The organism is Gemmatimonadaceae bacterium (genome assembly GCA_036003045.1).
Lineage (GTDB): Bacteria > Gemmatimonadota > Gemmatimonadetes > Gemmatimonadales > Gemmatimonadaceae > JAQBQB01.
Genome location: DASYSS010000017.1, coordinates 149321 through 162108 on the forward strand (window position 1 = coordinate 149321; position 12788 = coordinate 162108).

General features: G+C 66.2%; 11 protein-coding genes. 6 read left to right on the forward strand and 5 right to left on the reverse strand.

Features of this window, described 5'->3' with window-relative positions:
• Positions 1–45 precede the first annotated feature (45 nt).
• Positions 46–2826, forward strand: coding sequence for a zinc-dependent metalloprotease (locus VGQ44_02760; GenBank protein ID HEV8445707.1), 2781 nt, complete (start codon positions 46–48; stop codon positions 2824–2826).
• A gap of 99 nt (positions 2827–2925) precedes the next feature.
• Here VGQ44_02760 and VGQ44_02765 read toward each other — a convergent pair whose 3' ends face one another.
• Positions 2926–4047, reverse strand: coding sequence for a hypothetical protein (locus tag VGQ44_02765; protein ID HEV8445708.1), 1122 nt, complete (start codon positions 4045–4047; stop codon positions 2926–2928).
• A 61-nt stretch (positions 4048–4108) separates the two neighbouring features.
• Between VGQ44_02765 and VGQ44_02770 the strand changes: the two genes are divergently transcribed.
• Positions 4109–5116 (forward strand): flippase-like domain-containing protein, encoded by a 1008-nt coding sequence (locus VGQ44_02770; protein HEV8445709.1) that lies wholly within the window; start codon positions 4109–4111, stop codon positions 5114–5116.
• Positions 5117–5219: 103 nt separating this feature from the next.
• On the forward strand, positions 5220–6104 hold the full coding sequence (locus VGQ44_02775) for a neutral zinc metallopeptidase (protein HEV8445710.1): 885 nt from the start codon (positions 5220–5222) through the stop codon (positions 6102–6104).
• Between the two features lie 152 nt (positions 6105–6256).
• On the opposite strand, the gene VGQ44_02780 is transcribed toward VGQ44_02775, so the two are convergent.
• Positions 6257–7012: a MerR family transcriptional regulator gene (locus tag VGQ44_02780; protein HEV8445711.1), complete on the reverse strand. Its 756-nt coding sequence runs from the start codon at positions 7010–7012 to the stop codon at positions 6257–6259.
• A gap of 117 nt (positions 7013–7129) precedes the next feature.
• Between VGQ44_02780 and VGQ44_02785 the strand changes: the two genes are divergently transcribed.
• A complete protein-coding gene (locus tag VGQ44_02785; GenBank protein ID HEV8445712.1) occupies positions 7130–7669 on the forward strand; it encodes a GNAT family N-acetyltransferase in 540 nt (179 codons plus the stop codon).
• Positions 7670–7698: 29 nt separating this feature from the next.
• Complete coding sequence (locus VGQ44_02790; protein HEV8445713.1) at positions 7699–7923, forward strand: hypothetical protein; 225 nt, start codon at positions 7699–7701, stop codon at positions 7921–7923.
• A gap of 101 nt (positions 7924–8024) precedes the next feature.
• On the opposite strand, the gene treS is transcribed toward VGQ44_02790, so the two are convergent.
• Positions 8025–9701 carry a maltose alpha-D-glucosyltransferase gene (gene treS / locus VGQ44_02795; protein HEV8445714.1) on the reverse strand — a complete coding sequence of 559 codons (1677 nt, stop codon included), beginning with the start codon at positions 9699–9701 and terminating at the stop codon, positions 8025–8027.
• Between the two features lie 147 nt (positions 9702–9848).
• Here treS and VGQ44_02800 point away from each other — a divergent pair, with 147 nt between their 5' ends.
• Positions 9849–10910, forward strand: a complete 1062-nt coding sequence (locus VGQ44_02800) for a hypothetical protein (GenBank protein HEV8445715.1) — start codon at positions 9849–9851, stop codon at positions 10908–10910.
• A 6-nt stretch (positions 10911–10916) separates the two neighbouring features.
• Here the strand turns inward: VGQ44_02800 and VGQ44_02805 are convergent, their stop codons facing one another.
• Positions 10917–12236, reverse strand: coding sequence for a zf-HC2 domain-containing protein (locus VGQ44_02805; protein HEV8445716.1), 1320 nt, complete (start codon positions 12234–12236; stop codon positions 10917–10919).
• Positions 12223–12780, reverse strand: a complete 558-nt coding sequence (locus tag VGQ44_02810) for a sigma-70 family RNA polymerase sigma factor (protein ID HEV8445717.1) — start codon at positions 12778–12780, stop codon at positions 12223–12225. The genes VGQ44_02805 and VGQ44_02810 overlap by 14 nt, the downstream gene beginning before the upstream one ends.
• Between the last annotated feature and the right edge of the window lie 8 nt (positions 12781–12788).

Below are 12788 nucleotides of genomic sequence, written 5' to 3' on the forward strand. Positions count from 1 at the left end.
AACTGGGACGCTTCGTCCCCCTCTCCCACAATCAGGGCTGTATCCATGCGAACGAGCTCGCTCCTCGTCTTGGGGTCTGCCGCCGCGACGGTCGTCGCGATCGGCTGCACCACCAAGACCCCCGCCCCCGCTCCGGCGCCGGCACCCGCGTCGGCCCCAACGCGACCGGCGCAGCAAGCACCGTCGAGCGTCCCGAACGACACCTCCGAAACGCCGGCTGGCGGCGGAGGTGGTGGTGGCGGCGGAGGTGGCCGCGGCGGCCGCGGTGGTGGTGCGAACGGCGCCCAGGGCGGGAACACGAATCCCCAGCCGTACAACCGCGTCGTCACGGCGCAGGCGCAGACGAAGAACGGATTCTTCAAGACGATTCGCATCGGCGACCGGCTGCTGTTCGAGATCCCGCGCAGCCAGATGAACAAAGACATTCTGCTCGTGCAGGAAATCGCGCAGACGGCGCTTGGCGCCGGCTACGACGGACAGGCGGCGGGCAACCGCGTGCTGCAGTTCGAGCGGCGCGAGAACCGCGTGTTGCTGCGCGGCATCTCGAACGAGATCATGGCGAGCGACACGCTGTCGCCGGTCGCCGGCGCGGTGAGCGCGTCGAACGTTCATCCGGTCATCGCGATCTTCAACGTCGAAGCGTACGGACCGGACAGCTCGGCCGTCATCGACGTCTCGCGTCTCTTCACGCAGCCGCCGACGGAGCTCTCACCGGCCACGCGCATCGGCGCCGGATACACGGTGGACGCGACGCGATCGTGGATCGAGCGGCAGGCGGCATTCCCGGACAACGTGAACGTGTACTCGACGTTGACCCTCCAGCAGGGCGCCGGTGGTCGCGGCGCGGCGACGACGGGTGGCGGTCGCGGCGCGGGCCGGGGCGGCGCGGGATTCACCTCGCCGACGGCGACGATCGTGATGTCGTACAGCTTCCACCGGTTGCCCGACGTGCCGATGGAGCCGCGGATCTGCGACAACCGTGTCGGCTATTTCTCGTTGACGGTGACCGACTACGCCGGCGACGAGCAGCGCATGGCCAGCAATACGCACTGCTACATCACGCGCTATCGCCTCGAGAAGAAAGATCCCAACGCGGCGATCTCCGATCCGGTCAAACCGATCGTGTACTATCTCGACGCCAACACGCCGATGAAGTGGCGTCCGTGGTTGAAGAAGGCGATCGAAGATTGGCAGCCGGCGTTCGAGGCCGCGGGCTTCAGCCACGCGATCATCGCCAAGGATGCGCCGACGAACGATCCGGATTGGTCGCCTGAAGACGCGCGCTACTCGGTGGTGCGCTGGCTCCCTTCGACGACCGAGAATGCGAGCGGGCCGAACATCCACGACCCGCGCTCGGGCGAGATTCTGAACGCGCACATCCAGTTCTACCAGAACGTCCAGAACCTGGCGCGCACCTGGTACTTCACGCAGGCCGCGGCGAACGATCCGAGAGCTCGCGTGTTCCCTTATCCCGACTCATTGATGGGGCGCTTGCTCGAGTACGTGCTGGCGCACGAGGTGGGGCACACGATCGGCTACCAGCACAACATGAAGTCGAGTTCGCAGTACGCGCTCGACAGCATTCGCAATCCTGATTTCCTCCGTCGCATGGGCCATGTCGCGACGCTCATGGACTACTCCCGCTTCAACTACGTGGTGCAGCCCGAAGACCACGTGCCACCCGAGCTCCTCATCCCGCGCATCGGTCCGTACGACATCTGGGCGACGCACTGGGGGTACGCACCGATCGCGACGCCGATGGCGGTCGCGCAGCAAGGCACCAACAGCCACACCGGCGCCGAGCTGATTCGCTCGGCCGAGGCGAAGCGCGTCGTGCTGGATCAGTGGGCGCGCGAGCAGGATTCCAAACCGTGGCTCCGCTTCTCGACGAGCGGCGCGTTCGGCTCAGATCCGGGCGACGAGACCGAGGCGGTCGGCGACGCCGATCCGGTGCGCGCGACGGAGCTCGGGTTCAAGAACCTCCACCGCAACATGCAGTGGATCGAGTCGGCGACGGTGAAGCCGACTGACGACTTCGATGTGCTAGCAGAATTGTACAATCGCCAAATCGGCCAGTACCGCACCGAGCTTGGGCACGTCGCGAACGTCGTGGGCGGCATGAACTCACAGGAGAAGTATGGCGACCAGCCGGGCGTACGGTTCGTGCCGGTTCCGAAGGCGAAGCAGCAGGCGGCGATGAAATTCCTCGCCGAGAATTCGTTCCAAACGCCGACGTGGCTCATCGACACGGACATCCTCCGCAAGATCGAGCCGGAAGGCGAGGTCACGCGGATCACGGCGGCGCAGTCGGCGGCGATCAACGCGCTGCTCAACGACGGCAAGCTGACGCGGCTCATCGAGAACGAAGCGCTGGCGAAGAATTCGTCGGACGTGTACACGCTAACCGAGATGTTGGGCGATCTGCGCCATGGCGTGTGGACGGAGATCTACGGCACAGCGCCGGTGAAGATCGACGTCTATCGCCGCGGCGTGCAGCGCGCGTACCTCACGGACGTCGGCAACAAGATCAACCCGCCGGCAGCCGGCGCGGCGGCCGGCGGCCGTGGTGGTGGCGGCGGCGGCCGCGGGGGCGCCGCTCCCCCGCCGAACACGGGCGAGATCAAGTCGATGCTGCGCGGCGAGCTGAAGACGCTCGACGCGGAGCTGGCCGCCGCCGCGAAGCGCGCGACCGACGTGCCGACCAAACGCCACATCGACGACGCTCGTCAGCAAATCAGCCACATCCTCAAGCCGGCTGCTGCTGCGAGCGCTGGCGCGGCGGACGAAGAAGGAATCACGCCGCCGGCAGTGAAGTGGGAGCGCTGAGCCGAATAGAACCGCGTGACGCGGAGCCGCGGAGCCGCGGCGAGGCGGAGACGCGGAACGGTTTGAAACTGGAACGCCCCGCTTGGTTGGGGGGCGTTTCTATTTTGGGTCGGCTTTGCGGTCTGCGGGCGCCGCGGGTAGCGGTGTAAGCTCGCCGTCGGCGATGGCCGCGATCTCTTCGGCTTCTTGCCAGTCACGTCGCAGTGACTCGAGCTCGCCCTCGAGCGCGCGCTGCTCGGAGTCCTCGTGGAGCGACATCTCGAGCGCGAGACGCTGCACTCGAGGAAGGCGGTGCAACGCGCCTCGATTGCGCGGCGCGATGCCGTTTGGTGCCCAGAATCCGACCTCGCGCCGAGCCTCGCGCTGCGACTCGAGCACTTCGGCGATGGTCCTTCCTCGCGGGCCGCGGGCGACTCTCGCGGCTTGCTCCTCATAGTCACCGGTTCGGCGTTGAGCGTCGGCGGCGATGAGCGCGATTGCCTTGGCGGGATTGCCCGCGTCGGCAATGAACGTCGACGCGTCCCTCACGGAGCCGGCCGATCCACCGCCGCGGTTCACGAATGCGAGCAGTGTCGACAGGGCGCGCGTCGCGCGGTCACCCGCGAGCTCGAGGCGGCCGTAGGCTAGTCGCACGTGCAGGTGAATCGGCTCGCCGGGAATGGCCGTAAATCGAGTATGCTCGAGATTCGGTACCAATGGCCGGCCACTCTCTCCAACGATCTTCGGAACAGCCCTCAGACGTCGCAGGTTCCACACGCTCATCGCGAAATTCGCCGCGGTCGTCTGGGCGAAGAAGAGGCCGATCGCGTCGCGCGCGCCGACGCCGGTGACGCCGATCAGTCCCGCGAGCATCGCGGACGCAGCGCTGATCGCGAGCTCCTTTCGGAATCGTCGCCGAAACGACTCGCCGTACCGCCATGCCGCGAACTCCGGCCGCAACGGGTGCCCGATCCGAATCAACTCCGTCGCATCAGGGAGCCGAACGAGCCCGATGTTGTCCGTCTGCGCCCGAAGCCTTTGCGCGCGGAACGTGCGTTCGGATTCCTCGACGGCCTCCCATCGCTCCTCGATCGGCGTGAGATTCCAGCGCGCGCAGTGTTGGCATACGACCCACAAGCGACCCTTCGCGCCGTCGAACGCCAGCCGGCGGCCGACGGGAAAGTGTTCGACGACGTCGTTCCTTCCGAGAGGCTTGTGGCAATGCAGGCACGTGGAATACATGCAGTCTTAACCATGGGCGCGGGGTGAACCGCGTGGAAGCCGTCTCTCGCCCCGCCCGCGCGTGAACTGGAAACGCTGGGCATTCACCTTCGCGTCGTTCGCGGCGGTGATCGGCGTCTCCGCCTTCTTCATCGTTCGCTGGTGGCGCGCCGGCAGCACGATTCGCCTCCCGCTGGAAGCGCATCTCCTGGCGATCGCGGCGGTGTTGACCGAAATCATCACGCGCTCATGGAAGATTCAGTGGAGCGCCAAGGCCGCGCACATCGAGCTCGATTTCATGACGGCGCTGCGCACGACGCTCGCCGGAGACTTCGGCGCGTCGATCACGCCGGCGCGCTCCGGGGCCGAGCCGGCCCGATTCCTCGTCCTTGCCGAGTCGGGGATCGAAACGTCGAGCGCGCTGGTCGTGCTGTTCGCCGAGTTGTTTTTGGAATCGCTGTCGCTGGCGACGGTAGTGATCGTCGTCGCGATTGTCTTTCGGCACGCCGGCTTCGTGCTGAAAGCGCTGGTCGGGGTCGTCGGCGTGTACGCCGGCTTCGTGATCGGCGTCGGCGTGATCGCCGTCGTTCTGGCGCGGCGGCACGTCGACGACACGCCGCCTCATTGGGCGATCCGTCTCCGTCTCGGCGGCAAGCGATGGACGAAAATCCATCGGTGGTTCACACAAGTACGCGCGACCGTGGACCGGATGCGGCACATCGAGTTTCGGTGGGCGGCCGGCGCCTATTTCATGTCCGTGATGCACGTCGCGATGCGACTGTGCGTGTTGCCCGCGCTCGTTCTGGGCGCCGGCGCCGACGCACCGCTCGCGCCGCTCGCGCTCTGGCCACTCGGTCTGCTCTACGGCGCGGCGATCGTCCCCGCGCCCGGCGGCGGCGGGGCCGTGGAGCTGGCGTTTCGCGCCGCGCTGGCGGGCGTCATCGGCCCGCGTCTCTTTGCGGCCGCATTGCTGTGGTGGCGTTTTTACACGTTCTACATCTACATCATTCTCGGCGCGATCGTCGCCGGAAATACGGCGTTGCGCGCCGTACGAAAGACCCAGGAAATGAGCCAATTCGAGGCCGCCTGACTTCTCTCAACGAGCCCTGGCCCGATTGATGAAGAAGTGAGTCTCCGGAATAGATGAACCTGTAAGCCGCCGACTGGCCGTCGGAGGCGACACGGAGGCTTGGATGCGCTGGACTCCCGGCGGTGAAAGCGGGAACATCGAGGACCGCCGCGGTTCCGGCGGCATCGGGCCCGTTCACGTGGGTATCGGCGGCACGGTCATCCTGATCGTGCTCAGCCTGATCTTCGGACGCGATTTCGTCTCCGACAACACGAATCCCAACCCGTACTCCGCCGGCGGCACCGCGGCGGGCTCGCTAGGTCCAGGCGGGCCCGGCGGGCCGGGCGCTCCGGTCAACGAGTCGCCCGAGGAAGCGCGAGAGGTTCAGTTCGTCTCGTTCGTATTGGACACGGCAGAGGCGACGTGGGCCAAGATTCTTCCGGCGACGACGGGTACACAGTGGCAGCCGACCAAACTCGTCCTGTTCCGCGACGCCACGGCCACGGGCTGCGGCGTCGGGCAGACCGCGATGGGCCCATTCTATTGCCCCGTCGATCAGAAGTTGTACATCGACCTCGCCTTCTACGACGAGTTGCGTTCGCGGTTCGGTGCGCCGGGTGAGTTCGCGCAGGCGTATGTTCTCGCGCACGAGCTCGGTCACCACGTCCAGCATCTGCTCGGCATCGACGCCTCGGTGCGCCGCGCGCAGCAGCGTGATCCCTCGGCCGCGAACGACCTCTCGGTGCGTCTCGAGCTTCAGGCGGATTGCTTCGCCGGCGTGTGGGGCCACGAGTCGCAAGGCGAAGGAATTCTCGAGCCGGGCGACCTCGAGTCGGGCCTGAACGCGGCGGCCGCCGTGGGCGACGACCGCATTCAGGGCGCGACAACCGGCCACGTGAACACCGACACGTTCACGCACGGCTCCTCCGCGCAGCGCGTCTATTGGTTCAAGCGCGGATTCGCCTCGGGGGAGCCGAAGGACTGCGACACGTTCAACGGAGCGATCTAGTCGAGGCTCGTTCCCCGCACGAGAGGCCTAGGGCTGGAATTCGACGCCGACGACACAGACTTGAACAGCAATTCCCGCAGACTGACAGCGCAACATCTGCGGGATTGTTGTTTTTTGTCCGTGTCGTCTGCGTTCGATTGTTCTTGCCCAACTCAGTGGCCAGTCCGCTGCAAAATCGCGGCGGCAGGCTCTAATACATCGAGGGCGCGAATCGCCCGATTGACGTACGCGAAGAGCGCCGGATCGAGACCGGCACGCTTCATTCGGTCGGGATCGTTCACGTATCCCGCGCGCACTTTGCGTTCGATCTCGGGGTTCCCGCCGGTGAATTCGCGCACGAGCTCGCGCCATCGGGCCGCGAGGGCCGCGACGTCGGCGCTCGCCGGATCGTCGCCGCGCAGCATCGCCGCGCGCATGCGGGCGATGAGGCCCGGCCATTCGCGCTCCACGGCACGCACGTGGTCGCGCCCGAACCGCTCGCCGCGCTCCTTGATCTCGTTCCACTCTTCCGGCGTGAACTCGCGCTCGAGCGACGTCATGCTCTCGATGGCCCGAATCAGTTCGTCGGGTGACGCGATCGCGCCAGCGACGAAGCTCGCGTCGAGCGTCTCGAGGACCGATACGAGCCGCTCCTGCTCGCCGATCTGCTCGCGCAGCCGTTTGATGTGGAGCTCGATCACGCGATGCGCCGAAAACTCCGGGGCGTCGAGGCAAGCGCGAATTTCGTCGAGGCTGAAGCCGAGCTGCCGAAGCGACTTGATGCGCTGCAGGCGCGCCAGTTCGCCGGCGCCATAGACGCGATGGCCGGAAGACGTAATATCCCGCGGTTGGAGCAAACCGATCTCGTCGTAGTAATGCAGCGTCCGCACGGATAGTCCCGTGCGTTTGGCGAGGTCTCCAACTTTCATTGCGTTATCCACACCCACGCGGGTCGGCATCTTCCGAGGCAGCCGCTTTTCGTTGAACGTGATCATGCACCCAGCTTACGCCCTCACGTTACGTCAGGTTCAAGCGCCGAGGAACCGGTGAGCGACCCGCCACACGCCGTCGTCGTACGCCGCGCCGGGACGAACGAGCACGACGCCGGGCTGCTGGCCGCACTGGGCGCCAGGCTGTTCGAGGAGGCGTTCGGCCCGATGAACGAGCCGGAGAATGTCCAGCTGTTCTTGGCCAAGACGTACTCGCCCGATCTTCAGCTCGCGGAACTCCGCGACACGGATCGCGCCGCGTGGGTCGCGGAGGCCGAGGGCGAGGCGATCGGCTACGCGATCGCCCGCCTCGGTTCGCGATCGCCTTCTGTTTTCGCTCGGCGGCCGGCGGAGCTCCAGCGGATCTACGCGGCTCGCGCCTGGCACGGCCGCGGCGTCGGCGCGGCTCTGATGGACGCATGCGTCGCACAGGCGCGTGCGTGGGGCTGCGACGTTCTCTGGCTAGGCGTTTGGGAAGAGAATCCGCGCGGCATCGCGTTCTACGAAAAGGCGGGCTTTCGCCGCGTTGGCGAGCAGCGTTTTCTTGTCGGTACCGATTCGCAACGGGATCACGTGATGGCGCTCAGCCTCGCGTAGTCGGCGCGCCCAACCCTCGAGATCCATCGATGAGAACAGAACGGCCACGATTCGTCTATTACGTGCTGCCCGCCGCCGCGATTTTTGCCGTGGCCTTTGGCGCGGTCTGGGGGTGGGTCGGCGTTCAGGCGCTCATCGCCGGAGCCGGATGGTTCGGCGTGCTGCTCGTCGTGTTCGGGATCGCCGGCGTGGCGCTCGGATTAGCGCTGTGGCGAGCGTGGCGTCTTGTCGCGGGTCGCGCTCGCAGCGGGTAGAGGCGGGGTGCAGCGGGATTTTCTACGATGAGCGTCAAGAAACATTCTCCGTCGTGACGAGTGGCCACTCCGCCGTGGGATCGGTGCGCGCCGAAGCGCGACTATGGCAGTTGACGCTGAATCTCTTTCGCCTGCTCCGACGACACGATCCTGAACCACAGGAAATTGTGCGGGCCGAGCGTCAACACGTACGGCACGTCGCGAATCGACGGGAAACACGCCTTGCTCCATAGCTCGACCGGAACGCAATTCTCGAAGTCACGGAGCTCGAGCTCGACGTACTGCGCGAAGCGCGAGAGGTTGTTGACACAGAGGATCGTCTCGTCTTCGTACCGCCGCAGAAAGACGAGGACGCGTCGGTTCGGACAGTTGATCGCTTCCCAAGTCCCGCGGCCGAACGCCTTGTATTCCTGCCGCACCGACACGAGCCGACGCGTCCACCGGAGCAGCGACGTCGGCGTGCGCTCCTGCGCGGAGACGTTCACCGTGTGAAATCCGTACGGTGGATCGACGATGAGCGGCGAGTACAGCGCCGCGGTTTCTGCTTCGCTGAAGCCGGCGTTGCGGTCGGCGCTCCACTGCATCGGCGTGCGCACGCCGTTGCGATCGCCGAGATAGATGTTGTCGCCCATGCCGATTTCGTCGCCGTAGTAGACGATCGGCGTGCCCGGCATCGACATCAACAGCGCGTTCATCAGCTCGATCTGGCGGCGGCCGCTTTCCATGAGCGGCGCGAGGCGGCGGCGGATGCCGGCGTTGATGCGCATGCGCGGATCGCGCGCGTATTCGCGGTACATGTAGTCGCGCTCTTCGTCCGTCACCGTCTCGAGCGTGAGCTCGTCGTGGTTGCGCAGGAACACCGCCCACTGGCAGTCGAACGGAATCTCCGGCGTCTGCCGCATGATCTCGACGATCGGCGTGCGGTCTTCCTTGCGCACCGCCATGTACATGCGCGGCATGATCGGGAAGTTGAACGCCATGTGGCATTCGTCGCTGTTCCCGAAGTACGCCACAACGTCGCTCGGCCAGAGGTTCGCCTCGGCGAGAAAAACGCGATTGGGGAACTCCGCGTCGACTGTCGCGCGAAGCGTCTTGAGGACGGCGTGCGTTTCCGGAAGGTTCTCGCAGCCCGTGCCCTCGCGTTCCACGAGGTATGGGATCGCGTCGAGCCGCAACCCGTCGACGCCCATGCGCAGCCAGAACCGCATCACATTGAGCAGCGCGGCCAGCACGTCCGGATTGTCGAAGTTGAGGTCGGGCTGATGGCTGAAGAAGCGGTGCCAATAGAACTGCTGCGCCTCCGGATCCCACGCCCAGTTGGAGCGCTCGGTATCGCTGAAGATGATCCGCGTGCCCGCGTACTTGTTCGGGTCGTCGCTCCACACGTACCACTCGCGCTCGCGCGATCCCTTGGGGGCCTGGCGCGCGCGCTGGAACCATGGATGCTGGTCCGACGTGTGGTTGATCACCAATTCGGTGATGACGCGAATGTCGCGCTCGTGCGCGGCGGCGAGGAACGCGCGAAAATCTTCGATCGTGCCGTACGCCGGATTGATCTCCTCGTACGCCGAGATGTCGTAGCCGTCGTCCTTGAGCGGCGACGGATAGAACGGCAACAGCCAGATCGTGTTCGCGCCGAGTTGGCGAACGTAGTCCAGCTTGTCGATCAGCCCGCGAAAGTCGCCGTAGCCGTCGGCGTTGGAGTCGCGAAAGCATTTGACGTGAAGCTGGTAGACGATCGCGTCTTTGTACCAGAGGGCGGGGTCGTTCGTATTCACGTGGCCGTGGCGGACGCAACAACCGCGCCTCGGCGACTGACGGTTTGCACCCGGAAACGGCCGCGAGTACATCTATCATGTTGACGGCGTGTCGGATCACCCGCCGTCGCGGCCGTACACTCGAGTTCTCCAGCAAGGGGGGCCTATATGTGGCTTCGACTCGCGCAGCTCCGTCGATCACCCCTGATGCTCCTGCTCGCCGCGATCGTGCTCGCCGGGGTCGCGCTCTTTTTCCTCGCGGTCACGCCGGTGGCTGGCGTGAGCGAGCTGCGCCCGCTTGTTACGGCGGCATTCAGTGTCCGTGAGTACGTGCTCCCTCACAAGAATCCGGACGCGTACGCCCACGACCCCGCCGTGGCGAAAGACGGACACGTCTACTTCGCGGATCAGCACGGGAGCTACATCGGGCGACTCGATCCCGAGACGGGAGAGGTCAAGGAGTATCCGACTCCGACCCCGAACTCGGGACCGCACGGCATCATTGTCGTTCCCGACGGGAGCGTATGGTTCACCGAGAACAATGCCGGTCGGATCGGTCACCTCGACGTGACGACGGGCCAAATCACCGAGTTCAAGACCGATTCGGCGCGGGACCCGCACACACCGCTCTGGCTGAACGGCACGCTCTGGTTCACATCGCAGAACTCGAACAGGTACGGAACGCTCGACCCCAAGACCGGCGCCGTCACGCTGTACACCCCGGCCACGCGTGGGGCGAAACCATACGGACTTCAGCGCGCGCCCGACGGTTCGCTCTGGATGGCGCTCTTCGGCACGAACAAGCTCGGACATCTCGATCCGAAAACCGCGCATCTCACCGAGATCGATTTGCCAAATCCGGCGACGCGCCCGCGACGTCTCTGCATCACGTCGGACGGCCGAATCTGGTATTCGGACAACGCGCGCAGCCACCTCGGCATGTACGACCCGAAGACCAAGACGGCGAAGGAATGGCAGACGCCGAGCGCTAAACCGGACACCACCTCGAACCCATACGGCATCGGCGTCGCGCCGGACGGCGCGATCTGGGTCAACGAGGCTCGGCAGGGCACGATGGTTCGCTTCGATCCGGCGACCGAGCGCATGGAGGTCGTGCCGATTCCGACCAAGGGAACGATCGTGCGCAACGTGAGCATCGACTCGACGCGCCATCGGCTTTGGATCGCCGAGAGCGGTCAGTTTCGGATGGGTCGGATCGACCTGAAATAGCGGCCGCTATCGCGGGCACGACACCCGGGCGACGCGCACGCTGTCCGCGCGGTCGCCCGCGATCACGCGCGCGCTCGAGCCGCTTCCGGTCATCAAAAGCGTGACGAGCTTGTGGCTGGAGTCGCTTCTCGACAACCGGACGCCAATCGTGTCCGCGTGGCCCAAGAACCACAGCCCGATGGCCGTCGGCCCAACGCGTCCGTTGGAGTCCAGAGCGCGCACCGAATTGACCGCCGGAGCCGGAGCCGCTGCCGGAATACTGCTGGCGGTCGGTTGAGCCGCGCCCGACGCCGCACCGCCCCGCGCACCGCCGACCCCTCCCGCGACGCCGCCGCGACTGGGTGTGAAGCTGGCTGCCGCTGGTACCGCGCCGTTGAGGGCCGTCTCTCGCGCATCAAGCGCGAATCCAGACGGCAACACGCCGCGCCATTCCGTGGAATCGACGGCAAGCCGATAGCAATCTCTAAATGTGAAAACGCGAGACCCGGCCGCGTCTCGTTCGGTCAAGACGGACCCTTGCATTTGGTTGACGCCTCCCGCGACGAACGCCGCGCGGCGACGCTCGAGCGCATCCCCCCGCCTGAGCGAATCGGCGCTGACCTTCACCAGCTCGTCCTTCGCGCGCGTCGAGTCGAGTTGCCTCACCGGAGGCGCCGGCTCGGCAGCGGGCGCCGCTGCCGGCGCAGCAGCGACGTGACGCGGCGAATTCGTGACGGCTCGCCGATCCAGATGCGCGGTTTTTTTCTCGAATCCGGCGGCGTCAGTCAACTGCGGCTTGGACGACGCACTCGGCTTGGTTGAGGACAGGTCGGCACTCGCAGCCGCACGCGCGGACGACGGGGCCGGGGCCGGCGCCTTGGCCTTGCCCGACGCTGACATCTCCTTGAGCGCGACGATCGAGTCGGCGACAGGGCTGCCCGCCCTCTTCGGCGCCGTGAACGTCGGAACAGTGACGAACTGCTTGTCGGCTGCCTTCTCACCCAACGCGCTGTTTTCGGCAACGCGGCGCGCGGTGAACGTGAGGCCGGCGGCCGCGATGATCGTCGCCGCAATCGACATCCGCACCGGCGTGAACGCGAACCGATACCACTGCCGCCGACGCGTTGTCGCTCCCCCACCGTGCTGCGCCGGAGGAACTACGCCCGCGGGCGCCGCGTCGAGCGCGGACGCGATGCGCGACGCTCCGGCCAGAAGCCCTCGCGCTTCGACGACGAGAGCGCGGCACTCCGCGCATCCCGCCACATGTCGGGCGGCGCTCTCCGCGTCGTCCGGCGGCAGCTCTCCGTCGAGCCACGCGTGGATCGTTCCTTCGTCAAGATGCTGCATGAGTCCCTTCTCCTTTCGTCGCGGCCGGCACAGCGCCGCTGCGCGGCCAGCCCGCCTCGCGTTGCAGCGCTTCGTACGCTTCGACCAGACGCTTCCGCGCGCGCGCCAGCGTCGTTCCCACGGAAGCCACCGACAGGTCGAGCGCGCTGGCGATCTCAGTGTAGTTCAGCCCTTCTTCGCGCATGAGGAGCGCCTCGCGATCCCGCTCGCCAAGTGCGTCCACTGCGCGTCTCGCCAGCGCCGCTTCCTGCGCTCGCTCGAGCGACGTCGGCTCCGGGTCGACCGCCTCCTCGGCACGCGCGTGTTCTCGGAGCAGCTCGAGGTGCCGGCGGCGGCGTGCATCCTTTCGCGCTTCGTCGCGCACCAGATTCGTTGCCACCGCGAAGAGCCACGAGCGTTCGCTGGTGATCGACTCCTGCCGCGCCGCTCGGAGAAACGTCTCCTGCGCAACTTCTTCCGCCCAGTCGCGATCCCCCAGCCGCCGTGCGAGATATCGCACGAGCGGCTGATGGTATTCGCGGAAGAGCCGGTCAAGATCGATCATGTGAAAAC

What these genes read in the sequence shown, in the direction of transcription:
- VGQ44_02760 (HEV8445707.1), top strand. Translation starts at nt 46, where the DNA reads ATGCGAACGAGCTCGCTCCTCGTCTTGGGGTCTGCCGCCGCGACGGTC.
- VGQ44_02765 (HEV8445708.1), bottom strand. Translation starts at nt 4,047, where the DNA reads ATGTATTCCACGTGCCTGCATTGCCACAAGCCTCTCGGAAGGAACGAC.
- VGQ44_02775 (HEV8445710.1), top strand. Translation starts at nt 5,220, where the DNA reads ATGCGCTGGACTCCCGGCGGTGAAAGCGGGAACATCGAGGACCGCCGC.
- VGQ44_02780 (HEV8445711.1), bottom strand. Translation starts at nt 7,012, where the DNA reads ATGAAAGTTGGAGACCTCGCCAAACGCACGGGACTATCCGTGCGGACG.
- VGQ44_02790 (HEV8445713.1), top strand. Translation starts at nt 7,699, where the DNA reads ATGAGAACAGAACGGCCACGATTCGTCTATTACGTGCTGCCCGCCGCC.
- VGQ44_02800 (HEV8445715.1), top strand. Translation starts at nt 9,849, where the DNA reads ATGTGGCTTCGACTCGCGCAGCTCCGTCGATCACCCCTGATGCTCCTG.
- VGQ44_02805 (HEV8445716.1), bottom strand. Translation starts at nt 12,236, where the DNA reads ATGCAGCATCTTGACGAAGGAACGATCCACGCGTGGCTCGACGGAGAG.
- VGQ44_02810 (HEV8445717.1), bottom strand. Translation starts at nt 12,780, where the DNA reads ATGATCGATCTTGACCGGCTCTTCCGCGAATACCATCAGCCGCTCGTG.